Here is a 22,890-nt window from a genome sequence, read left to right on the forward strand (position 1 = left end):
TTCCGGTCTCGCAAACAACAAATCCCTCCAGTGCAGGAGGGTTCGCAATTCAAGTGTCGTGGGCAATGGCGGATATTTGCCACACGGGACGATTGAGGAACTTTGCAATGACGACTCGTCAGCCAATCTATAAATCCCTGTATTTCCAGGTGATCGTTGCAATCGTAATCGGCATTTTGCTCGGTCACTTCTACCCGCAGACCGGCGTGGCCCTCAAGCCACTGGGTGACGGGTTCATCAAACTGATCAAAATGGTCATCGCCCCGATCATCTTCTGCACCGTTGTCAGCGGCATCGCTGGCATGCAAAGCATGAAATCGGTCGGCAAGACCGGCGGCTACGCGCTGCTGTACTTCGAAGTCGTTTCCACCATTGCGCTGCTGATCGGCCTGATCGTGGTCAACGTCGTGCAACCGGGCGCCGGCATGCACATCGACGTAGCGACGCTGGACGCTTCCAAAGTAGCGGCCTACGTCACCGCCGGTAAGGACCAGAGCATCGTCGGCTTTATCCTCAACGTCATCCCGAACACCATCGTCGGCGCCTTCGCCAACGGCGACATCCTGCAAGTGCTGATGTTCTCGGTGATCTTCGGTTTCGCCCTGCATCGCCTGGGTGCCTATGGCAAGCCGGTGCTGGACTTCATCGATCGCTTCGCCCACGTGATGTTCAACATCATCAACATGATCATGAAGCTCGCGCCTATCGGTGCCCTGGGCGCCATGGCGTTCACCATCGGTGCCTACGGTGTGGGTTCGCTGGTGCAACTGGGCCAGTTGATGATCTGCTTCTACATCACCTGCCTGCTGTTCGTGCTGGTGGTGCTGGGCGGTATCTGCCGCGCCCACGGCTTCAGCGTGATCAAACTGATCCGCTACATCCGTGAAGAGCTGCTGATCGTGCTGGGTACTTCGTCTTCCGAGTCGGCACTGCCGCGCATGCTGATCAAGATGGAGCGTCTGGGCGCGAAGAAATCCGTGGTTGGCCTGGTGATCCCGACCGGCTACTCGTTCAACCTGGACGGTACATCGATCTACCTGACCATGGCGGCCGTGTTCATCGCCCAGGCGACCGACACCCACATGGATATCACCCACCAGATCACCCTTCTGCTGGTGCTGTTGCTGTCCTCCAAAGGCGCTGCAGGCGTGACCGGTAGTGGTTTCATCGTACTGGCTGCAACCCTGTCCGCCGTTGGTCACCTGCCGGTTGCCGGCTTGGCGCTGATCCTGGGTATCGACCGCTTCATGTCCGAAGCCCGCGCATTGACCAACCTGGTGGGTAACGCCGTTGCCACCCTCGTTGTGGCCAAGTGGGTCAAGGAACTGGACACCGACAAGCTGCAGAGCGAGCTGGCGTCCGGCGGTACCGGTATCTCGGAAACCCGCGAAATCGATGACCTGGGTGTGGCCGAAGGCCCGGCACCTGTGGTCAAGTAAGTGGCAGATGGCGTGAACTAACGCCGTCAGCAACACACAAACGCCCCGACTGGTTCGGGGCTTTTGCGTTTCCGGCACATCACGTCAGTGGCTTTTGTTTTACAGTAAGTGAATCGGTTGAAACGCTTGCAGGAGGTTGTGTGGACAGTGTGGATCTGAATGTCCTGCGTAGCGTGCTCGAATGGCGTCGCGCCGGGCATCGCGTGGTGTTGTACAGCGTGGTGCAGACCTGGGGCAGCGCGCCGCGCCCGCCGGGGGCAATGCTGGCGTTGCGTGGCGACGGGGTGGTGATTGGCTCGGTGTCGGGTGGTTGCATCGAGGATGACTTGATCGCGCGACTGCAGGATGGCCGATTGCCTGAAGACGGGCCGCCGGTGCAGTTGGTGACCTACGGGGTCACCCGTGATGAGGCTGCGCGTTTTGGCCTGCCGTGTGGCGGTACGCTGCGCCTGACCGAGGAGCGTGTGGATGAGTGGGCGTGGGTCGCGGAGTTGCTGGCGCGCTGTGAAGATCATCAGATCGTCGCACGTGAGCTGGACCTGGCCAGCGGCCAAGTCACCTTGAGCAGCGCGAGCAAGACCGACGTGGTGAGCTTTGATGGCGAACGCCTGCGTGCGATCTACGGCCCACGCTGGCGCCTGCTGCTGATCGGTGCCGGGCAACTGTCGCGCTACGTGGCCGAAATGGCACGCTTGCTGGATTTCGAAGTGCTGATCTGCGACCCACGCGAAGAGTTCGTCTACGGCTGGGAAGAACAGCACGGCCGTTTTGTACCAGGCATGCCCGATGAAGCGGTGCTTAACATTCAGACCGATGAGCGCACGGCCATTGTCTGCCTCACCCATGACCCGCGCCTGGACGATATGGCGCTGCTGACGGCGCTCAATTCCAGCGCGTTCTACATCGGTGCGCTCGGTTCCAGGGTCAACAGCCAGAAACGCCGGGAAAACCTCGCGGTACTGGGGCTGTCGGCGCAGGCGATTGCGCGTCTGCACGGGCCGATCGGTTTGCATATCGGCAGCCACACCCCGTCGGAAATCGCATTATCGCTGATGGCGGAAATCGTCGCGATCAAGAACGGCGTGGCGCCGATGCAGAAGAAACCGTTGCCGGTGGTAGCCGAGTGACAGTGACGGCGATTGTACTGGCGGCGGGGCAGGGCAGTCGTTTCCGCGCCGCAGCGGGGGCAGATCGGGATAAGTTGTTGGCTGATTGTGTCGGCCTGGATGGCGTGACTCGGCCGGTGATCGAGCAGGTGCTGGTGAACCTGCCCGGGTGTATCGCAAGGCGCTGGGTGGTGACATCACCGCAGCGAACGGAAGTCATTCGATTGGCCCAAGCGTATGGCTGCGAAGTGCTGCTGCTGCGCTCGGCCGGTATGGGCGAGAGTATTGCGGCAGCGGTGGCCGCCAGCGGCTCTGTGGACGGTTGGCTGGTTGTACTCGGGGATATGCCGTTTATTCAGCCATCGAGCATTGAGCGGGTGATCGATGGGCTGGAGGACGATGGCATCAGCGTACCGGTGCAGGAGGGTCGGTATGGTCATCCTGTGGCGTTTGGCCGAGCGTGTGGGCCGGGCTTGATGGGGTTGACGGGGGATCGTGGGGCCAAGTCTCTGTTTGCCCAGGCTGCGGTGACGCAGGTGCTGGTAGATGATCCCGGTGTGTTGTGGGATGTGGACGTGCCACATTTGTTGAATTTCAGATGATCCAACTGTGGGAGCGAGCAAGCCCGCTCCTACACTTGAATTCCACCAGCTTCAAGACTGGCATAAAAAAGCCCCGCCTGATCACTCAGGCGGGGCTTTTTTACAGCGGTTGGAATCAGGCGAGCGGTTTGGTCTCGTGCTCTGCTTCCCGTGCCGCCGCCGCAGCAGCAGCTGCCTCAGCTTCCTTGCGACGACGACGCACTTCACGTGGATCGTTCGGCGCACGGCCGTTTTCGGTCAGGGCGCTGGCCGGTGCGGCCTCAACCACTGGCGCAACCACTTCGGCTTCCACCGGCGCTTCGACAACGGGCGCAGGTTCTACGAACGGAGCGGGCTCAACCGCCGGGGCAGGCTCGACAACCTCGACCTCGGCAACCGGTGCCGGCGCTTCCTCTACCACCGGGGCAGGGGCGGGCGCTTCAACCGCAGCGGCAGGCTCGGCAGTCCATTGGAAGGCGGTCTGTTCTTCGCGCTTTTCTTCAAAAGCGTGACGCACTTCTGGGACGGCTTCGACTACCGGTGCTTCAACCACTGGCTCAGGCTCAACCACGGTGGCGGGTTCTGCAGCGGCCACTTCAACTTCCGGCTGGGCGTGCGGCGCCTGTGCAACTTCCACTTCCGGAACGACTGGCGCTTCGATCGGGGTAGTCGCTTCGACAACCGGTGCTTCAACCACTGGAGCTTCAACGGCAGGCGCTTCAACAGCCAGCGTTTCAGCCACTGGGGTGTCAGCAGCAGGTGTGTCGGCAGCAGGTGCTTGCACAACCGCGGTTTCTTCAATAGCCGCGGTAGCGCGTTCAGCCTGTTCGTGAGCCTGGGCTTCAGCCGGTGCGCTGATGACCGTGCTGGCAACGGCAGGGGTAACGGCCAGGCCGGCAGCCAGTTCGGCGCCAGTCGGTTCGTTGCTGGTTGCTTCTGCGTGTTCGCCGGCTTCTTCGGAGCCTTCGATCACGTTGCCATTGGCATCACGCTGGCGCTCACGACGGTTGCTGCGACGACGCTGGCCACGGGAGCGGCGGCGTGGACGATCGCCTTCGGCGTTGTCCTGACCGTCTTCCTGCAGTTGCTCTTCGCCGGCCAACAGCTCTTCTTCTTCGCTGGCCGCGGTGGTTTGTTCGGCACGTGGTTGACGCTCTTCACGCGGAGCGCGAGGTTGACGTTCTTCACGTGGCGCACGTTCTTCCCGCGGCTGGCGAGCCGGACGTTCTTCTGCAGCAACGGCGCCACCGGCAACGGCTGGGGCGGCGTCCAGCGGCTCGCGCAGTTCGCGCACGCGCTCTTCACGCTCGCCACGTGGCTTGCGGTCTTCACGCGGAGCGCGTGGGGCACGTGGTGCGCGCTCTTCACGTGGTGCACGTTCTTCGCGGGCTGCGGCTGGCGTTTCTTCACGGGCTTCGCGAGGTGCGCGTTCTTCACGTGGGACGCGCTCTTCACGCGGCGCACGTTCTTCGCGCGGCTTGCGCTCTTCGTCACGACGGCCGTTGCGGTTGCGGCTCTGCTGGCGGCCGTTGCGACGCTCTTCGTTGCGCGCCGGACGCTCGGCGGCAGGTTTTTCAACCACGACCGGAGCGGCGGGCTCTTCCTTGGTGGCGAACAGGCTGACCAGGGACTTCACCAGGCCCTTGAACAGGCTTGGCTCAGGCATCGCGGCCGGTGCGGCAACCGGAGCGGCGGCTTCAACCGGCATTGGCGCGTTGGCACGGGCCGGCGCGGTCTTCACGGCAGCTTCCTGGCGAACCAGGGTGCGGGTCGCGGCGGCCGGCTGCACTTCTTCCACTTCGGCGGCGGCAGCGGCGATTTCGTAGCTGGACTGGCCGCTGTGGGCTTCCGGGCTGTCATCGCGCAGGCGCTGCACTTCGAAGTGCGGCGTTTCGAGGTGATCGTTCGGCAGGATGACGATACGGGCACGGGTGCGCAGTTCGATCTTGGTAATGGAATTGCGTTTTTCGTTGAGCAGGAACGCAGCAACCGGGATCGGCACTTGCGCGCGGACTTCGGCGGTGCGGTCTTTCAGGGCTTCTTCTTCGATCAGGCGCAGGATCGCGAGCGACAGCGATTCAACGTCACGGATGATGCCGGTGCCGTTGCAACGCGGGCAGACGATGCCGCTGCTTTCGCCCAGGGATGGACGCAGGCGCTGGCGGGACATTTCCAGCAGGCCGAAGCGCGAGATACGGCCGACTTGCACGCGGGCACGGTCGGCTTCCAGGCATTCGCGGACTTTTTCTTCCACGGCGCGCTGGTTCTTGGCGGGGGTCATGTCGATGAAGTCGATCACGATCAGGCCGCCGATGTCACGCAGGCGCAGCTGGCGGGCGATTTCTTCAGCCGCTTCCAGGTTGGTCTGCAGGGCGGTTTCTTCGATGTCGCTGCCTTTGGTCGCACGCGCCGAGTTGATGTCGATGGACACCAGGGCTTCGGTCGGGTCGATCACGATGGAGCCGCCGGAAGGCAGTTCGACCACGCGCTGGAAGGCGGTCTCGATCTGGCTTTCGATCTGGAAACGGTTGAACAGCGGAACGCTGTCTTCGTACAGCTTGATCTTGCTGGCGTACTGCGGCATCACCTGGCGGATGAAGGTCAGGGCTTCGTCCTGGGCTTCAACGCTGTCGATCAGCACTTCGCCGATGTCCTGGCGCAGGTAATCGCGGATCGCGCGGATGATCACGTTGCTTTCCTGGTAGATCAGGAACGGCGCGGAACGATCCAGGGACGCTTCCTTGATGGCGGTCCACAGTTGCAGCAGGTAATCGAGGTCCCACTGCATTTCTTCGCTGCTGCGGCCAAGGCCGGCAGTGCGAACGATCAGGCCCATGTCGGCGGGGGCGACCAGGCCGTTCAGCGCTTCGCGCAGTTCATTGCGCTCTTCGCCTTCGATGCGGCGGGAAATACCGCCGGCACGTGGGTTGTTCGGCATCAGGACCAGGTAGCGGCCGGCGAGGCTGATGAAGGTGGTCAGGGCAGCGCCCTTGTTGCCACGTTCTTCTTTTTCGACCTGGACGATGACTTCCTGGCCTTCGCTCAGGACGTCCTTGATGTTGACGCGGCCTTCAGGGGCTTTCTTGAAGTACTCGCGGGAGATTTCTTTGAGGGGCAGGAAGCCGTGGCGCTCGGAGCCGAAATCGACAAAGGCAGCCTCAAGGCTTGGTTCGATGCGAGTAATCCGGCCTTTATAGATGTTGGCCTTCTTTTGCTCGCGTGCACCGGACTCGATGTCCAGGTCGTAGAGGCGTTGGCCATCTACCAGCGCAACACGCAACTCTTCGGGTTGAGTTGCGTTAATCAGCATTCTTTTCATGTTGTACCGTCGGTTTCCGGGCTGCCGGAAACGGCGTTCGGCACACACGACTTCTCACGGTCGGTGTCAGGTGCGTCAAGAGTGGTTGGCCACTCCAGTGTCCAGCAATAACAGGCCAATTGGGCCGGTATCGCGACGGACGCGTCCTGCTTGTTAGCGGTGGTGACAAAGGCACCACTTCAACAAAAGCTAAGGTCAGGAGGAGGAATCAACCGGCGACTGTGGACGAGATGAAGCGTCTAAATATAAGCCTAGTGCTACACGGTCCGACGGTTGTGCATCTCCACCCTACACGTATCCCTGATAATTCGGGTGCTGCCGCGCGCAGAATCCGCAGCGGGTTGGCATTTACCGTGTTCTCCAATGGGGAGTCCACGCTCATGGCTAAACAAGACCGGGTGTGGGCGATTGCGCTCTCACCCGGCTCTTAACAGGCGTTGTTTCCGAAGCATTCGCCATGGTCTGGTCCAAGACTGACTGCACTTTGTGAACTGGCCGTAAATATCGGCGCAACACGCGAGTATTCACCCTGCGTATCGCACTCGCTTCAGGCCTCATGTCACCTGCGCTCGTTACAATCCTGAGCCTTCCAAGGTGGCGAACACCCCGTAGGACGGCCTCGCGTCCTGATGAATTGCGATGGTCAGGGCCGGCAGTTTGCCGCAAGTCCTCTGTCCAGGCCGCTTTTGGCGGCGTTCGCGACTATAGCAGCAATGATTAAGTGCTTCAATTCCATAAAAAATTGTTATCATCGCCGCCATGACCACTACCGCCCCCCAGACCCCCAGCGTCCAGCTGCTCGAGGTCTCGCCGGAATATGCCGGCCAACGCATCGATAATTTTCTCCTGGCCAGGCTCAAAGGCGTGCCCAAGACCTTGATCTACCGCATCTTGCGTAAAGGTGAAGTGCGGGTGAACAAGGGCCGCATCAAGCCCGAGTACAAGCTGCAGGCGGGCGATATCGTCCGTGTGCCGCCGGTGCGCGTGCCTGAGCGCGACGAGCCCGTGCCATTGGCCCAGGGCCTGTTGCAGCGCCTGGAAGCGTCGATCGTGTTCGAAGATAACAAACTCATCGTGATCAACAAGCCCTGCGGCATTGCGGTTCACGGCGGCAGCGGCCTGACGTTCGGCGTGATCGAAGCCTTTCGGCAGTTGCGCCCTGATGCCAAGGAGCTGGAGCTGGTCCATCGTCTGGACCGCGACACATCCGGCCTGCTGATGATCGCCAAGAAACGCAGCATGTTGCGCCATCTGCACACCGCCCTGCGCGGCGATGGCGTCGACAAGCGCTACATGGCGCTGGTGCGCGGCAACTGGGCCAGCTCGATCAAAAGCGTCCGCGCGCCGTTGCAGAAGAGCAACCTGCGTTCCGGCGAGCGCATGGTCGAAGTGGACGAGGAGGGCAAGGAGGCCCTGACCCTGTTCAAGGTGCTGCGTCGTTTCGGTGACTTCGCCACGATGGTGGAGGCCAAGCCGGTCACGGGGCGCACCCACCAGATTCGCGTGCACACCCTGCACGCGGGCCACAGCATTGCGGGCGATACCAAATACGGCGACGAGGATTTCTCCAGGGAGATCCGCGACCTGGGCGGCAAGCGCCTGTTCCTGCATGCCTACATGCTTACCGTGCCGCTGCCCGATGGCGGCGAATTGAAGTTGCAGGCGCCGGTCGATGATATGTGGGCCAAGACCGTGGAGCGCTTGAGTGTCGCACCTTGATTACAAACTGCTGATTTTCGACTGGGACGGAACACTGGCCAACTCCATCGGGCGTATCGTCGAATCGATGCACGTGGCCTCGACCCGCTCGGGTTTCGACCTGTGCAGCGACTTCGCGGTCAAGGGCATCATCGGCCTTGGACTGCCTGAGGCGATTCGCAGCTTGTATCCTGAGATCAGCGACACCGAGCTGGTCGTGTTCCGTGAGCACTACGCCGAACATTACATTGCCCTGGAAGCTGAGCCCTCGCCGCTGTTCGAGGGTGTGGTGCAATCCCTGGAGGCGTTCCGTGCCGAGGGCTATCACCTGGCAATCGCCACCGGCAAGGCCCGTCGCGGGCTGGATCGAGTGCTCAAGGCCCATGGGTGGGAGGATTATTTCGATATCACCCGTGCCGCCGATGAAACTGCCAGCAAGCCTCACCCTCTGATGCTGGAGCAGATCCTGGCGCACTGCGGTGTATCGCCGCGCCAGGCCTTGATGGTGGGCGATGCTTCCTTTGACCTGATGATGGCGCGCAATGCAGGCATGGACAGCGTGGCGGTCAGCTATGGCGCCCAGTCTGCCGAGGCCTTGCAGCGCTATGAGCCCAGGCTGACGATTGATCATTTTTCCGAATTGCAGGCCTGGCTCAGCCGGGCTCTATAAGTCTTTGCTGGGGTTGATGGCATGAGTGACGAGTGGAAAGCGCCCGAAAAGGCTGAAAGCGGTGATGACAAGAGCTGGAAGCTGCTGGAGAAAACCCTCCTGGCCAGTGTCCAGGAGCAGCGCCGCGCGCGGCGTTGGGGGATTTTCTTCAAGCTGCTGACGTTTACTTGGCTGATCGCCATGCTGGTGCTGTTCAGTCCGCTGATGGACATGGAAAAAAGCGCGACCCGTGGCGCCGGTTATACCGCGTTGATCGAAGTGCGCGGTGTGATCGCCGACAAGGAGCCTGCCAGTGCCGACAATATCGTCAGCAGCTTGCGGGCGGCGTTTGAAGACCCCAAGGTCAAGGGCGTGATCCTGCGCATCAACAGCCCGGGCGGCAGTCCGGTGCAGTCGGGTTATGTGTACGACGAAATTCGCCGCCTGCGCGGCCTGCACCCGGAGATCAAGCTGTACGCGGTGATTGCCGACCTGGGCGCCTCGGGTGCCTATTACATTGCCAGCGCCGCGGACCAGATCTACGCCGACAAGGCCAGCCTGGTGGGTTCCATTGGCGTGACGGCGGCCGGTTACGGTTTTGTCGGCACCATGGAGAAGCTGGGCGTGGAACGGCGCATCTACACCTCGGGCGAGCACAAGGCGTTCCTTGACCCGTTCCAGCCGCAGAAGGCCGATGAAACCCAGTTCTGGCAGGGCGTGCTCGACACCACCCATCGCCAGTTCATTGCCAGCGTGAAGCAGGGGCGCGGTGATCGGTTGAAGGATAAAGACCATCCGGAATTGTTCTCCGGGCTGGTCTGGACCGGCGAGCAGGCGTTGCCGCTGGGCTTGGTCGACGCTTTGGGCAGTGCCAGTTCGGTGGCGCGGGATGTGGTTGGCGAGAAGGAGTTGGTGGATTTCACGGTTGAGGAATCGCCGTTTGATCGGTTCTCCAAGAAGCTTGGTTCGAGCGTGGCTGAAAAGCTGGCGTTGTACATGGGCTTCCAGGGCCCGACGCTGCGCTGATATTTCAGCGCTGACGCCGTTCAAAATGTGGGAGCGGCGGTGCGACGATTCGACTTGCTCGCGAAAGCGGTCTACCAGTCGACATTTATAGCGACTGATTCAACGCATTCGCGAGCAAGCCCGCTCCCACATTGGTTTTGTGGTGTTCTTAGGGGATTTGTACGCCTTCGGCCAGGAGCATGTCCACCAAGCGAATCAGCGGCAGGCCGACCAGGCTGGTAGCGTCAGGCCCTTCGGTACTCTGAAACAGGCTCACCCCCAGTCCTTCAGCCTTGAAACTGCCCGCGCAGTCGTACGGTTGCTCGATCCGCAGGTAGCGTTCGATGCGCTTTGCATCCAGCTCGCGCATGTGCACGGTAAAAGAAACGCAATCGACCTGGCAGTGCCCTGTCTCGCTGTTCAGCAGCGCTAACCCGGTGAGGAAGCTCACGCGCTTGCCGCTGGCGGCCAGCAGCTGTTCACGGGCGTTCTCGAAGGTGTGGGGCTTGCCGATAATGCGACCGTCCAGCGCGGCGACTTGATCCGAACCGATGATCAGGTGCCCTGGATGACTGGCAGCCAATGCCCGCGCCTTCTGTTCGGCCAGGCGCTTGACCAGCTCCTCAGCGGATTCATTTTCGCGATGGCTTTCGTCGATATCCGGCGAGCTGCAGATGAATGGCAGGTGCAGGCGGCTGAGCAATTCCCGGCGATAAACCGAGCTGGATGCGAGTAATAAAGGCAGCATGGGCGTCTCCTCTGGGCGGCCACGGATTCTAGCGGGGCGACCGGCTGACGCACAGGGCTGAATTTCCTTTGACATGGCCGGGTGCATCCCTATAATGCTGCGCCTATGTTGAATGACCCGATTCCACCTCACGTTGACCCGCGCAAATTGGCTGATCGTGGCACTTCCCTTCAAGGTGAATTGCCGCTGGCCGATTTGGAGAGACTCTGCGACTCGCTTTCCGACACTGTCGGTGCGGTCCAGGCCAAATTCGTTTTTGAACGAGATGAACGTAAATCTGTGGTGATCCACAGCCTTATCGACACCGAAGTCAAAATGGTTTGCCAGCGTTGTCTTGAGCTGGTCACCCTGCCGATCCACAGCGAGTGCAGTTATGCCGTGGTGAAGGAGGGTGCGAATACCCAGTCGTTGCCGAAAGGTTATGACGTGCTGGAACTGGGCGAAGATCCTTTGGATCTGCATGCACTGATCGAGGAGGAGCTTTTGCTCGCCTTGCCCATTGTGCCTGCTCATCATCCGGAAGAATGCCAGCAGCCGGCGGGCCTCGATGACGAGCCCGAACCGAGCGAGGACGAGGTAACGCGGTCCAACCCGTTCAGTGTATTGGCGCAGTTAAAGCGTGACCCAAACGTTTAGGAGTTAATCAATTATGGCTGTTCAGCAGAACAAAAAATCCCGCTCCGCCCGTGACATGCGCCGTTCGCACGACGCTCTCGAGGCTAGCACCCTGTCCGTGGAAAAGACCACCGGTGAAGTTCACCTGCGTCACCACGTATCGCCAGAAGGCGTATACCGTGGCCGTAAAGTGATCGACAAGGGCGCTGACGAGTAATCACTTGTCTGCTCTAGTCATCGCGATAGACGCAATGGGCGGGGACTTCGGTCCCCGCAGCATTGTTCAGGCCTGCATTGCCAGCCTGGCTGCAACACCTTCGCTGCACCTGACCCTCGTCGGTCAACCCTCCTTACTTGAATCATTGATTGCCAGCCATCCGGCGGTGGATCGCGCGCGCCTGACGATTACGCCGGCCAGCGAAACCATCACCATGGATGAAAAGCCGGCGGCAGCCCTGCGCGGCAAGCCTGACTCTTCGATGCGGGTGGCCCTGGAGCTGTTGCGCGACGGCAAGGTGCAGGCCTGTGTCAGCGCCGGCAATACCGGGGCCTTGATGGCATTGTCTCGGTTTGTGCTCAAGACCTTGCCCGGCATTGACCGGCCGGCGATGGTGGCGGCGATTCCGACGCAGAAAGGCTACTGCCAGTTGCTGGACCTGGGTGCGAACGTCGATTGCAGTGCCGAGCACCTGTACCAGTTCGCCGTGATGGGCTCCGTGGCCGCCGAAGCACTGGGCGTGGCCCGTCCGCGGGTGGCCTTGTTGAACATCGGCACCGAAGACATCAAGGGTAATCAGCAGGTCAAGCTCGCCGCTGCGTTGTTGCAGGGCGCGCGGGGCTTGAACTACATCGGTTTTGTCGAAGGTGATGGTTTGTACCGGGGCGAAGCCGATGTGGTGGTGTGCGACGGGTTTGTCGGCAACATCCTGCTCAAGTCCAGCGAAGGCCTGGCGACCATGATTGCCACGCGTATCGAGGCCCTGTTCAAGCAGAACCTGATCTCGCGTGCGGTCGGCGCCCTGGCGCTGCCGTTGATGCGCCGCCTGCAGGCCGACCTGGCCCCGGCGCGGCACAATGGCGCGAGTTTTCTGGGGTTGCAGGGCATTGTTGTAAAAAGCCATGGCTCGGCAGGCGTCGAAGGCTTTCAGAGCGCGATTGCGCGGGCCGTGATCGAGATTCAGGAAAACTTGCCGCAACGCTTGCGTGGCCGTCTCGAGGACCTGTTGCCTTAGGCGAATCGGCCCGGGAGTGCTTAAATGTGACCGGCCAGTTCAATTGACCATCCAATCTGTCAGTTTCGTGCGCGCCCACCGTAGGCGTGCGCATTTTTGACGACCAGATCATTAGGGGCTTGTTACATGTCTACATCCCTCGCATTCGTCTTCCCAGGGCAGGGTTCGCAGTCCCTCGGTATGTTGGCCGAGCTGGGCGCGCAATACCCGCTGATCCTGGACACCTTCAAGGAAGCTTCCGACGCCCTGGGTTACGACCTGTGGGCGCTGACTCAGCAGGGGCCGGAAGAGCAGCTCAATCAAACCGATAAAACCCAGCCGGCCATCCTGACCGCCTCGATCGCCCTGTGGCGCTTGTGGCTGGCTGAAGGCGGCGCGCGCCCGGCATTCGTGGCCGGTCACAGCCTGGGCGAGTACAGCGCCCTGGTGGCGGCGGGCAGCCTGACCCTCGGTGAGGCGGTCAAGCTGGTCGAGCGTCGTGGCCAATTGATGCAGGAAGCCGTTCCGGCCGGGCAGGGCGGCATGGCCGCTATCCTGGGCCTGGACGACGCCGTAGTCATTGAGGCCTGTGCCGAAGCGGCGCAGGGTGAAGTGGTCAGCGCGGTGAATTTCAATTCCCCTGGCCAGGTGGTCATCGCCGGTGCCAAGGCGGCGGTCGAGCGCGCCATCGAAGGCTGCAAGGCGCGTGGTGCCAAGCGTGCCTTGCCGTTGCCGGTAAGCGTGCCGTCCCACTGCGAGCTGATGCGCCCGGCGGCCGAGCGGTTTGCCGAGTCCATCGCCGCCATCAACTGGCAGGCGCCGCAGATTCCGCTGGTGCAGAACGTCAGCGCTGCCGTGGCCGCCGACCTCGACACCCTCAAGCGCGACCTGCTGGAGCAGCTCTACAAGCCCGTACGCTGGGTTGAATCGGTGCAGACCCTGGCCGCCAATGGCGCCACTGAATTGGTCGAGTGCGGCCCGGGCAAGGTCCTGGCCGGCTTGAACAAGCGCTGCGCCGACGGCGTGTCGACGGCCAACCTCAATACACCTGACGCCTTTGCTGCCGCTCGTGCAGCCCTGGCCTGAGCCTTAATTTCCGAACTTAGGAGAAGCCTGCATGAGTCTGCAAGGTAAAGTTGCACTGGTTACCGGCGCCAGCCGTGGCATTGGCCAGGCGATCGCCCTGGAGCTGGGCCGTCAGGGTGCCGTGGTGATCGGCACCGCCACCTCCGCCTCAGGCGCCGAGCGTATCGCCGCGACCCTGAAGGAAAACGGCGTACAAGGCACCGGCCTTGAACTGAACGTGACCAGCGATGAGTCCGTGGCCGCGGTACTGGCCGCGATCACTGCACAGTTCGGCGCGCCGGCCATTCTGGTGAATAACGCCGGTATCACCCGCGATAACCTGGTGATGCGCATGAAAGACGACGAATGGTACGACGTGGTCGATACCAACTTGAACAGTCTGTTTCGCCTGTCCAAGGGCGTTTTGCGTGGCATGACCAAGGCGCGTTGGGGTCGAATTATCAATATTGGCTCCGTAGTGGGTGCCATGGGCAACGCAGGCCAAGTAAACTACGCATCCGCCAAGGCCGGTCTGGAAGGTTTCAGCCGTGCATTGGCGCGTGAAGTCGGTTCGCGGGCGATTACGGTCAATTCGGTGGCCCCAGGGTTCATCGACACCGATATGACCCGTGAACTGCCGTCAGCACAGCGTGACGCCTTGCTGGCGCAGATTCCGCTGGGCCGCCTGGGCCAGGCTCAAGAGATCGCGAATGTGGTCACTTTCCTGGCATCCGACGGTGCGGCATACGTGACTGGGGCTACAATCCCGGTGAACGGCGGGATGTATATGAGTTAAATTGTGACGGATCGCTTCAAAAAAATGTCATACGAGCTGTCTAAAATCCGTTATAAAGCTGCAACTTAATTTATAGGCAGGTGGCCGACCGGGTACAGGGTAAAGCTTTCAGTTGAAAAGCTGAAATGGCTTTCTATACACTTACCCACTGGCCAGCTGCCTGAATTTGTCCATTAGGAGTTAAACAAGGTATGAGCACCATCGAAGAGCGCGTCAAGAAAATCGTCGCCGAGCAATTGGGCGTTAAGGAAGAAGAAGTGGTCAACACGGCTTCCTTCGTAGAAGACCTGGGTGCCGATTCCCTTGACACCGTTGAGCTGGTGATGGCTCTGGAAGAGGAATTCGAGACCGAAATCCCGGACGAAGAAGCTGAAAAAATCACTACTGTTCAAGCTGCTATCGACTACGTTACCGCCCACCAGGCGTAATAGTTTGTAGTCGTCGCTTGCTGTCAGGGAAAAACCGCACTGCTGTAACGGCGTGCGGTTTTTTCTTTAAGCACTGATGAAAAGTCGGTTCTGATGCACAGTGTCGTCATCAAGAAAAAGGAGAGTGCTGTGTCGCGTAGACGCGTCGTAGTCACCGGTATGGGTATGTTGTCGCCACTGGGCACGGATGTGCCAAGCAGTTGGCAGGGCATTCTGGCTGGCCGCAGTGGTATTGGTCTGATCGAACACACGGACCTTTCTGCCTATTCCACCCGTTTTGGCGGCTCGGTAAAGGGCTTCAATGTCGAGGAATATCTCTCGATCAAGGAGTCCCGCAAGCTCGACCTGTTCATTCAATACGGCCTGGCGGCCGGTTTCCAGGCGGTACGTAACGCCGGCCTGGAAGTCACCGACGCCAACCGTGAGCGCATCGGTGTGGCCATGGGGTCGGGTATTGGCGGTTTGACCAATATCGAAGAAACCAGCCGCACGTTGCACGATTCCGGCCCCCGTCGAATTTCACCGTTCTTCGTGCCGGGCTCGATCATCAACATGATTTCCGGTTTCCTGTCCATCCACTTGGGCGCACAGGGGCCCAACTACGCGATTGCCACGGCCTGCACCACCGGCACGCACTGCATCGGCATGGCGGCGCGCAACATCGCCTATGACGAAGCCGACGTGATGATCGCCGGCGGCGCCGAAATGGCGGCCTGCGGGCTTGGCATGGGCGGCTTCGGCGCATCTCGTGCGCTGTCGACCCGCAACGACGAGCCGACCCGTGCCAGCCGTCCCTGGGACAAGGGCCGTGATGGCTTCGTACTGTCCGACGGCGCCGGTGCCCTGGTGCTGGAAGAGCTGGAGCACGCCAAGGCGCGTGGCGCCACCATCTACGCCGAGCTGATCGGCTTTGGCATGAGCGGCGACGCCTACCACATGACCTCGCCACCGTCCGACGGTGCCGGTGCCGCGCGCTGCATCACCAACGCCTTGCGTGATGCGAAGGTCAATGCGGACCAGGTGCAGTACATCAACGCCCATGGCACATCGACCCCGACCGGCGATTTGGCGGAAGCCGAAGCCATCAAGTCGGTGTTCGGCGAGCATGCCTACAAGCTGGCGGTCAGCTCCACCAAGTCCATGACCGGCCATTTGCTGGGTGCTGCGGGCGCGGTCGAGGCGATTTTCAGCGTCATGGCGATCAAGGATCAGGTCGCTCCGCCGACCATCAACCTCGATGAGCCGGACGAAGGCTGCGACCTGAACTTCGTGCCTCACGAAGCGCAGCCGATGCCGATCGACGTGGTGATCTCCAACTCGTTCGGTTTTGGCGGTACCAACGGTTCCCTGGTGTTCCGCCGGTTCGCCGAGTGATGGAGAGCTGGGTCAACGGTCAGCCAGCGGACAGCGTGCCCCTGAAAGACCGTGGCCTGGCGTACGGCGATGGGCTGTTCGAGACCCTCGCCGTCAAGGCCGGGCAGCCGCTGCTGCTCGACCGTCACCTGCAGCGCCTCGAAGAGGGTTGCAGGCGGCTCGCACTGGTGGTGGATCACGTGCTGGTCCGCAGCGAAGTGCTGGCCTATGCCGCCGCCCTGGGCGACGGTGTTCTCAAGTTGATCCTCACCCGCGGCGACAGCCTGCGCGGGTATGGCGTCAACCCCGGCGCGCCGGTGCGCCGTCTCTTGCAGGGCAATCCGCCTGCTACCTATCCCAACGCCCATGGAACCGACGGCATCCGCTTGTTTCCATGCGCTACCCGTTTGGCCGAGCAGCCGCTGCTGGCCGGCCTCAAGCACCTCAATCGCCTGGAGCAGGTGATCGCCCGCGCCGAGTGGCAGGACGCTGAGCATGCCGAAGGCTTGATGCTGGATCTGTCCGGACGCGTCATCGAGGGTGTATTCAGCAACCTGTTCCTGGTGCGCAACGGCTTGTTACTAACCGCTGATCTGACGCGTTGCGGCGTTGCCGGGGTGATGCGTGCCGAGATCCTGGCCCAGGCCCAAACGTTGAGCCTCCCGGTGGCCGTGGCCGACATCAGTCTTGAACAGCTGCAGCAGGCCGACGAAGTCTTCGTCTGCAACAGTGTGTATGGCATTTGGCCGGTGCGCGGGTACGCTGCGATGAGCTGGCCGGTTGGCCCGCTCACCCGTAAACTGCAGGGCATTGTTCGCGCGCTATTGGATATTTGAGTTGATACGAAAACTGGTTGTACTGCTGCTGATCGGTCTGTTCTCGGCGGCGTTGCTGTTGGGCTACGGCGCCTGGAAGGTCGATTCTGCCTTGAAGCAGCCCTTGAACCTGACCCAGGAGCAATTGCTCGATGTTCCGGCCGGGGCGACCCCGACCGGCACCTTCAATCGCCTGGAAGCGGACGGGGTGCTGGAAGGCGCCTTCTGGTTGCGCCTGTACTGGCGCTTCAACCTCGACGGCCAGCCCTTGCACAGCGGCGAATACCGCATGACCCCCGGCATGACCGCGCAGGGCCTGATCGGTCTGTGGCAGCGTGGCGAAGTGGTGCAATACAGCCTGACCCTGGTCGAAGGCTGGAATTTTCGCCAGGTGCGCTCAGCGCTGGCCAAGCATGAAAAGATCGTGCAGACCCTCTCGGGCCTGAGCGACAGCGAAGTGATGGACAGGCTCGGTCATCCCGGTGTGTTCCCCGAGGGTCGGTTCTTTCCGGATACCTACCGCTTCGTGCGTGGCATGACCGATGTCGAGTTCCTGAAAAAAGCCTACAGCCGCCTGGACGATGTACTCGCCCAAGAGTGGAGCAAGCGCGCCGCCGATGTGCCGTACACCGACGCTTATCAAGCGCTGATCATGGCCTCCCTGGTCGAGAAAGAGACCGGCGTGCCCGAAGAGCGCGGGCAGATCGCCGGGGTATTCGTGCGGCGCTTGAAGGTTGGCATGCTGTTGCAGACCGACCCGACCGTCATCTACGGCCTCGGCGAGCGCTACAACGGCAAGTTGACCCGTGCCCACCTCAAGGAAGCCAACCCCTACAACACCTACATGGTTGCAGGGCTGCCGCCGACACCCATCGCCATGGTCGGCCGCGAGGCGATCCACGCCGCGCTGAACCCGGTCGCGGGCAGCAGCCTGTATTTTGTTGCCCGGGGCGACGGCAGCCATATTTTCTCCGACGACCTGGATGCGCATAATGCCGCCGTGCGCGAGTTCCAGCTCAAGCGCCGCGCCGATTACCGCTCCAGCCCGGCACCGGTGGTGAAGCCCTTGGAAGAACCCACGCCGCCAGCCGAACCTGTGCCAGCTGAGACGCAGGTCGAACCTGTGCCGGACACCGCCGCGCCGCAAAGCTCGCAATAATTGACTAAGGACTGCCCGTGACTGGCTTGTTTATAACCCTGGAAGGCCCCGAAGGCGCCGGCAAAAGCACCAACCGCGATTACCTGGCCGAGCGCTTGCGCACCCAAGGCATCGAAGTGGTGTTGACCCGCGAGCCCGGTGGCACGCCGCTGGCCGAGCGTATCCGCGAAGTGCTGCTGACGCCGGGGGAAGAGCAGATGAACCCGGACACCGAGTTGCTGTTGGTGTTCGCCGCCCGTGCCCAGCACCTGGCCGAGGTGATTCGCCCGGCCCTGGCGCGCGGTGCCGTGGTGATCTGCGACCGGTTTACCGACTCCACCTACGCCTACCAGGGCGGGGGGCGAGGCCTGTCCCTGGCGCGCATCGCTGCCTTGGAAACCTTCGTCCAGGGCGACCTGCGTCCAGATCTGACATTGGTATTCGACCTGCCGGTGGAAGTGGGCCTGGCTCGCGCCAGCGCCCGAGGTCGTCTCGACCGTTTCGAACTGGAAGGCCAGGCCTTCTTCGACGCCGTACGCACGGCGTTCCTCAAGCGTGCCGCCGCCGAGCCTGCGCGTTATTTCCTGCTGGACGCCGCCCAACCGCTGGCCCATGTGCAGCACGCCATCGATGCGCTGTTGCCGGACCTGCTGGAGCGCGCCCGTGGCTGAAGCCTACCCCTGGCAAGACAGCCTGTGGCAACAACTGGCCGGGCGTGCCCAGCACGCCCACGCCTATTTGCTGCATGGCCCGATCGGCATCGGCAAGCGCGCGCTCGCCGAGCGCTTGATGGCCAGCCTGTTGTGCCGGCACCCTGTCAATCTGGAAGCCTGCGGCGAATGCAAATCCTGCCTGTTGCTCAAGGCCGGCAGCCACCCGGATAACTACCTGCTCGAACCCGAGGAAGCCGACAAGGCGATCAAGGTCGACCAGGTGCGTGACCTCGTCAGCTTCGTGGTGCAGACCGCGCAAATGGGCGGGCGCAAGGTGGTGTTGATCGAGCCGGTGGAGGCAATGAACATCAACGCCGCCAACGCCTTGCTCAAGAGCCTGGAGGAGCCGTCCGGCGATACCGTGTTGCTGCTGGTCAGCCACCAGTCCAGCCGTTTGTTGCCAACCATCCGCAGCCGCTGCGTACAACAGGCGTGCCCATTGCCGAGCGAGGCCATGAGCCTTGAGTGGTTGGCGCAGGCGTTGCCGGAGTGCGGCCAGGAAGAACGGGTCGAGTTGCTGACACTGGCGGCGGGCTCGCCGCTGGCTGCGGTCAAGCTGCACGCCCAGGGCGTGCGCGAGCAGCGGGCGCTGGTAGTGGATGGCGTAAAGAAATTGATCAAGCAGGAAGTCTCCGCCACCCAGTTGGCTGAAAGCGCCTGGAAGGACATTCCCCTGTTGCTGCTGTTCGACTGGTTCTGTGACTGGTCGAGCTTGATCCTGCGCTACCAGCTGACTCAGGATGAAAACGGCCTGGGCCTGCCGGACATGCGCAAAGTGGTGCAGTACCTCGCGCAAAAGAGCGCCCAGGACAAGGTGCTGACTATCCAGGACTGGATCCTCGCCCAACGCCAGAAGGTGCTCGGCAAGGCCAACCTCAACCGCGTGCTGTTACTTGAAGCGCTGCTGGTGCAGTGGGTTGGCTTGCTCGGCCGGCGTTAAATTCCGTGGCCGACGGGTGTATCGTTGGCCAGACATTTTTGTGATTGAAGACCCCTATGCTCGTAGATTCCCATTGCCATCTTGATCGCCTCGACCTTGCCCGGCACGGCGGTTCCCTTGACGCTGCCCTCGACGCTGCGCGTCAACGCGGGGTAGGGCACTTCCTGTGCATTGGTGTCAGTGCCGAAAACGCGGCCGACGTCAAAGCCCTGGCTGATCGCTATGCCGATGTGGATTGTTCGGTGGGCATCCACCCGCTTGACCTCAAGCCGGGTGAGGCCCCAGCCCTGGATTGGCTGCTGGCCGAACTCAACCACCCGCGCGTGGTGGCTATCGGCGAAACCGGCCTGGATTACCACTACGAACCCGAAGCCGCCGAGCTGCAGCAGGCTTCCTTCCGCCTGCACCTGCAAGCCGCCCGGCAGACCGGCAAACCGGTGATCGTCCACACCCGTGGCGCCCGCGCCGACACCCTGACCCTGCTGCGTGAAGCCGCGTTGCCCCAGGCCGGCGTGTTGCACTGCTTCACCGAGGACTGGGACATGGCCAGGGCGGCTCTGGACCTGGGGTTCTACATTTCCCTGTCGGGCATCGTCACCTTCCGCAACGCCGACGCTCTGCGCGACGTCGCGCGCCAGGTGCCGGCCGATCGCCTGCTGGTGGAAACCGATTCTCCGTACCTGGCGCCCATTCCCCATCGCGGCAAGCCGAACCTGCCGGAGTATGTGCGCGATGTGGCGGATTACCTGGCGATGCTGCGCGGTGAGTCCTACGAGCGTTTTGCCGAACAGACCACGCAGAACTTCAAGCGCCTGTTCCCGCTGGCGCATGTAGCTGGCTGACGCGAGCAAATCGCAGGCAAAAAAAACCCGGGTTCTGGGGGGTGAATCCGGGTTAAGACCATTAGGAGTAAAACAAGGGCACGCGGTCCGTTGGTACCCAGGTCGGCGCTTCACTTGGGGGAGATGTCACGCCGACCTTTGAAGTATTGATCAGTATCCGGTTCAGTCCAGTCGCAATTGGTCGTTTTTTAAACAGATTTGGAATACGGGTACTTCCCTTGAGTTCTCATCAGGCAGGTACACAGGTGCGGTTGTTGCGTATTATTTCTGACTGATATCAGCGAAAACGTTGGCGTGTTGAAAGTAAAGTGGGTTGCGGGTTCACATAGACATTGCCCAACGACCGTTCAGTCGGGATAATCCCTCGCAGCGGGTAAATCGTATCGCCGCGTGTCCGTGGCCTGCGCAACCCTTCCTATTTCGACCTTTGCAGACCTCTTCCTCATGCACAAAGAACCCCGTAAGGTCCGTGAGTTTCGCCGCCGTGAGCAGGAAATTCTCGACACCGCGCTCAAGCTGTTCCTCGAACAAGGTGAAGACAGCGTCACCGTCGAGATGATCGCGGATGCCGTGGGTATCGGCAAAGGCACGATCTACAAGCACTTCAAGTCCAAGGCCGAGATCTACCTGCGCCTGATGCTCGACTACGAGCGCGACTTGAACGAACTGCTGCATTCGGCGGATGTGGACAAGGACAAGGAAGCCCTGTCCCGCGCCTATTTCGAGTTCCGCATGCGCGATCCGCAGCGCTACCGCCTGTTCGACCGCCTGGAAGAAAAGGTGGTCAAGGGCCATCAAGTGCCGGAAATGGTCGAGGAGTTGCACAAGATCCGCGCCTCGAACTTCGAACGCCTGACCTTGCTGATCAAGGGCCGCATCAGCGAAGGCAAGCTCGAAGACGTGCCGCCGTATTTCCACTATTGCGCCGCCTGGGCCCTGGTACACGGCGCCGTGGCGCTGTACCACTCGCCGTTCTGGAGCAATGTGCTGGAAGATCAGGAAGGTTTCTTCCAATTCCTGATGGATATTGGCGTGCGCATGGGCAACAAGCGCAAGCACAGCTCCGAAACGCCGGCCGTCGAATCGCCCTCCACGTAATGATTTGCTGCCACGTGTAGGAGCGAGCTTGCTCGCGAAGAACTCACAGGCACCGCGTTTATCCAAGATGCATGCGTTACCGTTGACGTTTTTCGCGAGTAAACTCGCTCCTACAGTATCGGATTCAGTCAGCTTTTAGTGCGTCCCGTTTTATCCTCTGCCGGAGTGATTCATGATCGTTGATCGTCAAGGCAGGCGTTTTCGCAATTTGCGGATCAGCCTGACCTCAGCCTGCAACTACGCGTGTACCTATTGCGTGCCTAACGGCAAGCGGCTGGTGGCTGCCCAGGACGAACTCTCGGCCGAGGCCATGGCGCGTGGTGTGGCGTACCTAATTGAGGCCGCAGGCATAGATCGCCTGCGTATCACCGGCGGTGAGCCGCTGGTCAGCCCCAAGCTGGAAGCCTTCATGGGCGCCGTCGGGCAGATGGGCCTCAGTGACATCAGCCTGACCACCAACGGCCAGCTGTTGGCGCGCAAACTGCCGTTGCTGGTGGAGGCCGGGATCAAGCGCATCAACGTCTCCCTCGACACCCTGAACCCCGACGCCTTCCGCAGCATCGCCCGTGGCGGCGACCTGGCGACCGTGCTCGATGGCATGGACCAGGCCCGCGCCACGGGGATCAAGATCAAGGTCAACATGGTGCCGTTGCGTGGCCAGAACCTCGACCAGGTCATGCCGCTGCTCGATTACTGCCTGGAACGTGGCTACGAGTTGCGTTTTATCGAGCTGATGCGCATGGGCCACCTGGCCAAGGATTCCAACGCGTTCCTGCAACAATTCGTCAGCCTGCAGCAGCTGCTGGGCCTGATCGGCGAACAGCATGAATACCTGCAGGCCAATGCCCCCGTGGACGCCACCGCGGTGCGCTACGAAGTGCCGGGCAAGGGCTTCTTCGGCGTGATCGCCAACGAGAGCGTGCCGTTCTGCCGTACCTGCTCACGGTTGCGCTTGTCGTCCACCGGCTGGTTGCATGGCTGCCTGTCGTCGAGCAATCGTCACTACGTCGGCGATTTGCTGGACAAGCCGCGCCATCAGGCACTGCCGGCGCTGCAAGGCCTGTTGATGAAAGCCTTGGGCGACAAGCAGGAAGTGGCGTTCTCTGGCGGCGCCACCATCATGAAAATCATCGGCGGCTGACACCAATCCCCGACCCAACACAATCCCCCTGTGGGAGCGGGCTTGCTCGCGAAAGCGGAGTGTCAGGCAACACATCTTTCACTGATACACCGCTTTCGCGAGCAAGCCCGCTCCCACATTTGATTGGCGGCGTCGCTGAATGGCGCGGATTCTGCATCTCACGCCCATTCGCCGGTTTTCCGTCACCGGC

22 protein-coding genes are annotated in these 22,890 nt (G+C 61.5%); 20 read left to right on the forward strand and 2 right to left on the reverse strand.

The window, feature by feature from the left end; genetic code table 11:
* Window positions 1–107: 107 nt before the first annotated feature.
* The 3 genes from ACLH0H_RS15910 (at window position 108) to ACLH0H_RS15920 (ending at window position 3,147) form a co-directional block, all read left to right on the forward strand.
* Window positions 108–1,439 carry a dicarboxylate/amino acid:cation symporter gene (locus tag ACLH0H_RS15910; RefSeq protein WP_076949593.1) on the forward strand — a complete coding sequence of 444 codons (1,332 nt, stop codon included), beginning with the start codon at window positions 108–110 and terminating at the stop codon, window positions 1,437–1,439.
* 140 nt (window positions 1,440–1,579) lie between these two features.
* Window positions 1,580–2,566 carry an XdhC family protein gene (locus ACLH0H_RS15915; RefSeq protein ID WP_411378727.1) on the forward strand — a complete coding sequence of 329 codons (987 nt, stop codon included), beginning with the start codon at window positions 1,580–1,582 and terminating at the stop codon, window positions 2,564–2,566.
* Window positions 2,563–3,147: an NTP transferase domain-containing protein gene (locus ACLH0H_RS15920; protein ID WP_411378728.1), complete on the forward strand. Its 585-nt coding sequence runs from the start codon at window positions 2,563–2,565 to the stop codon at window positions 3,145–3,147. The genes ACLH0H_RS15915 and ACLH0H_RS15920 overlap by 4 nt, the downstream gene beginning before the upstream one ends.
* Before the next feature lie 115 nt (window positions 3,148–3,262).
* On the opposite strand, the gene rne is transcribed toward ACLH0H_RS15920, so the two are convergent.
* Window positions 3,263–6,436: a ribonuclease E gene (gene rne, locus ACLH0H_RS15925; RefSeq protein WP_411378729.1), complete on the reverse strand. Its 3,174-nt coding sequence runs from the start codon at window positions 6,434–6,436 to the stop codon at window positions 3,263–3,265.
* A 768-nt stretch (window positions 6,437–7,204) separates the two neighbouring features.
* On the opposite strand from rne, the gene rluC reads away from it, so the two are divergent.
* Genes rluC through ACLH0H_RS15940 form a run of 3 tightly spaced genes read left to right on the forward strand, consistent with a single transcriptional unit; the run spans window position 7,205 to window position 9,818 of the window.
* Window positions 7,205–8,164, forward strand: a complete 960-nt coding sequence (gene rluC / locus ACLH0H_RS15930) for a 23S rRNA pseudouridine(955/2504/2580) synthase RluC (protein ID WP_411378730.1) — start codon at window positions 7,205–7,207, stop codon at window positions 8,162–8,164.
* Window positions 8,151–8,813, forward strand: a complete 663-nt coding sequence (locus tag ACLH0H_RS15935; protein ID WP_411378731.1) for an HAD-IA family hydrolase — start codon at window positions 8,151–8,153, stop codon at window positions 8,811–8,813. The genes rluC and ACLH0H_RS15935 overlap by 14 nt, the downstream gene beginning before the upstream one ends.
* Window positions 8,814–8,834: 21 nt before the next feature.
* Window positions 8,835–9,818, forward strand: coding sequence for a S49 family peptidase (locus ACLH0H_RS15940; protein WP_411378732.1), 984 nt, complete (start codon window positions 8,835–8,837; stop codon window positions 9,816–9,818).
* A 148-nt stretch (window positions 9,819–9,966) separates the two neighbouring features.
* Here ACLH0H_RS15940 and ACLH0H_RS15945 read toward each other — a convergent pair whose 3' ends face one another.
* Window positions 9,967–10,545: a Maf family protein gene (locus ACLH0H_RS15945; protein ID WP_411378733.1), complete on the reverse strand. Its 579-nt coding sequence runs from the start codon at window positions 10,543–10,545 to the stop codon at window positions 9,967–9,969.
* A gap of 105 nt (window positions 10,546–10,650) precedes the next feature.
* On the opposite strand from ACLH0H_RS15945, the gene ACLH0H_RS15950 reads away from it, so the two are divergent.
* The 14 genes from ACLH0H_RS15950 to ACLH0H_RS16015 all read left to right on the forward strand — a co-directional run bounded on the left by ACLH0H_RS15950 (window position 10,651) and on the right by ACLH0H_RS16015 (window position 22,700).
* On the forward strand, window positions 10,651–11,181 hold the full coding sequence (locus ACLH0H_RS15950; RefSeq protein ID WP_057721115.1) for a YceD family protein: 531 nt from the start codon (window positions 10,651–10,653) through the stop codon (window positions 11,179–11,181).
* Window positions 11,182–11,194: 13 nt separating this feature from the next.
* Entirely contained in the window at window positions 11,195–11,377 is a 183-nt protein-coding gene (gene rpmF / locus ACLH0H_RS15955; RefSeq protein ID WP_003179396.1) for a 50S ribosomal protein L32, read from the forward strand.
* A gap of 4 nt (window positions 11,378–11,381) precedes the next feature.
* Entirely contained in the window at window positions 11,382–12,392 is a 1,011-nt protein-coding gene (gene plsX, locus ACLH0H_RS15960; protein ID WP_411378734.1) for a phosphate acyltransferase PlsX, read from the forward strand.
* Between the two features lie 126 nt (window positions 12,393–12,518).
* Window positions 12,519–13,457, forward strand: a complete 939-nt coding sequence (gene fabD / locus ACLH0H_RS15965) for an ACP S-malonyltransferase (RefSeq protein ID WP_021491483.1) — start codon at window positions 12,519–12,521, stop codon at window positions 13,455–13,457.
* Between the two features lie 31 nt (window positions 13,458–13,488).
* Window positions 13,489–14,232: a 3-oxoacyl-ACP reductase FabG gene (fabG, locus tag ACLH0H_RS15970; protein ID WP_411378735.1), complete on the forward strand. Its 744-nt coding sequence runs from the start codon at window positions 13,489–13,491 to the stop codon at window positions 14,230–14,232.
* A gap of 191 nt (window positions 14,233–14,423) precedes the next feature.
* A complete protein-coding gene (gene acpP / locus ACLH0H_RS15975; RefSeq protein WP_007987170.1) occupies window positions 14,424–14,660 on the forward strand; it encodes an acyl carrier protein in 237 nt (78 codons plus the stop codon).
* Between the two features lie 129 nt (window positions 14,661–14,789).
* A complete protein-coding gene (gene fabF, locus ACLH0H_RS15980) occupies window positions 14,790–16,034 on the forward strand; it encodes a beta-ketoacyl-ACP synthase II (RefSeq protein ID WP_186693420.1) in 1,245 nt (414 codons plus the stop codon).
* Entirely contained in the window at window positions 16,034–16,849 is an 816-nt protein-coding gene (gene pabC, locus ACLH0H_RS15985) for an aminodeoxychorismate lyase (protein ID WP_411378736.1), read from the forward strand. Before fabF ends, pabC begins: the two co-directional genes overlap by 1 nt.
* A gap of 1 nt (window position 16,850) precedes the next feature.
* Window positions 16,851–17,987, forward strand: coding sequence for an endolytic transglycosylase MltG (mltG, locus tag ACLH0H_RS15990; protein WP_411378737.1), 1,137 nt, complete (start codon window positions 16,851–16,853; stop codon window positions 17,985–17,987).
* A 17-nt stretch (window positions 17,988–18,004) separates the two neighbouring features.
* Complete coding sequence (tmk, locus tag ACLH0H_RS15995) at window positions 18,005–18,637, forward strand: dTMP kinase (protein WP_411378738.1); 633 nt, start codon at window positions 18,005–18,007, stop codon at window positions 18,635–18,637.
* On the forward strand, window positions 18,630–19,619 hold the full coding sequence (locus tag ACLH0H_RS16000; protein WP_411378739.1) for a DNA polymerase III subunit delta': 990 nt from the start codon (window positions 18,630–18,632) through the stop codon (window positions 19,617–19,619). The genes tmk and ACLH0H_RS16000 overlap by 8 nt, the downstream gene beginning before the upstream one ends.
* Before the next feature lie 56 nt (window positions 19,620–19,675).
* Window positions 19,676–20,461, forward strand: a complete 786-nt coding sequence (locus ACLH0H_RS16005; RefSeq protein ID WP_411378740.1) for a TatD family hydrolase — start codon at window positions 19,676–19,678, stop codon at window positions 20,459–20,461.
* A 444-nt stretch (window positions 20,462–20,905) separates the two neighbouring features.
* Entirely contained in the window at window positions 20,906–21,559 is a 654-nt protein-coding gene (locus ACLH0H_RS16010; protein WP_411378741.1) for a TetR/AcrR family transcriptional regulator, read from the forward strand.
* A gap of 172 nt (window positions 21,560–21,731) precedes the next feature.
* A complete protein-coding gene (locus ACLH0H_RS16015) occupies window positions 21,732–22,700 on the forward strand; it encodes a GTP 3',8-cyclase MoaA (RefSeq protein WP_411378742.1) in 969 nt (322 codons plus the stop codon).
* Window positions 22,701–22,890 lie beyond the last annotated feature (190 nt).

It is taken from the genome of Pseudomonas sp. MPB26, assembly GCF_046605355.1.
Lineage (GTDB): Bacteria > Pseudomonadota > Gammaproteobacteria > Pseudomonadales > Pseudomonadaceae > Aquipseudomonas > Aquipseudomonas cedrina.

Coding starts and splice junctions, on each gene's coding strand:
- fabG (WP_411378735.1), top strand. CDS start 13,489: ATGAGTCTGCAAGGTAAAGTTGCACTGGTTACCGGCGCCAGCCGTGGC.
- ACLH0H_RS16015 (WP_411378742.1), top strand. CDS start 21,732: ATGATCGTTGATCGTCAAGGCAGGCGTTTTCGCAATTTGCGGATCAGC.
- rluC (WP_411378730.1), top strand. CDS start 7,205: ATGACCACTACCGCCCCCCAGACCCCCAGCGTCCAGCTGCTCGAGGTC.
- rne (WP_411378729.1), bottom strand. CDS start 6,436: ATGCTGATTAACGCAACTCAACCCGAAGAGTTGCGTGTTGCGCTGGTA.
- rpmF (WP_003179396.1), top strand. CDS start 11,195: ATGGCTGTTCAGCAGAACAAAAAATCCCGCTCCGCCCGTGACATGCGC.
- ACLH0H_RS15910 (WP_076949593.1), top strand. CDS start 108: ATGACGACTCGTCAGCCAATCTATAAATCCCTGTATTTCCAGGTGATC.
- ACLH0H_RS16010 (WP_411378741.1), top strand. CDS start 20,906: ATGCACAAAGAACCCCGTAAGGTCCGTGAGTTTCGCCGCCGTGAGCAG.
- ACLH0H_RS15950 (WP_057721115.1), top strand. CDS start 10,651: ATGTTGAATGACCCGATTCCACCTCACGTTGACCCGCGCAAATTGGCT.
- acpP (WP_007987170.1), top strand. CDS start 14,424: ATGAGCACCATCGAAGAGCGCGTCAAGAAAATCGTCGCCGAGCAATTG.
- fabD (WP_021491483.1), top strand. CDS start 12,519: ATGTCTACATCCCTCGCATTCGTCTTCCCAGGGCAGGGTTCGCAGTCC.
- ACLH0H_RS16005 (WP_411378740.1), top strand. CDS start 19,676: ATGCTCGTAGATTCCCATTGCCATCTTGATCGCCTCGACCTTGCCCGG.
- ACLH0H_RS15945 (WP_411378733.1), bottom strand. CDS start 10,545: ATGCTGCCTTTATTACTCGCATCCAGCTCGGTTTATCGCCGGGAATTG.
- pabC (WP_411378736.1), top strand. CDS start 16,034: ATGGAGAGCTGGGTCAACGGTCAGCCAGCGGACAGCGTGCCCCTGAAA.
- ACLH0H_RS15940 (WP_411378732.1), top strand. CDS start 8,835: ATGAGTGACGAGTGGAAAGCGCCCGAAAAGGCTGAAAGCGGTGATGAC.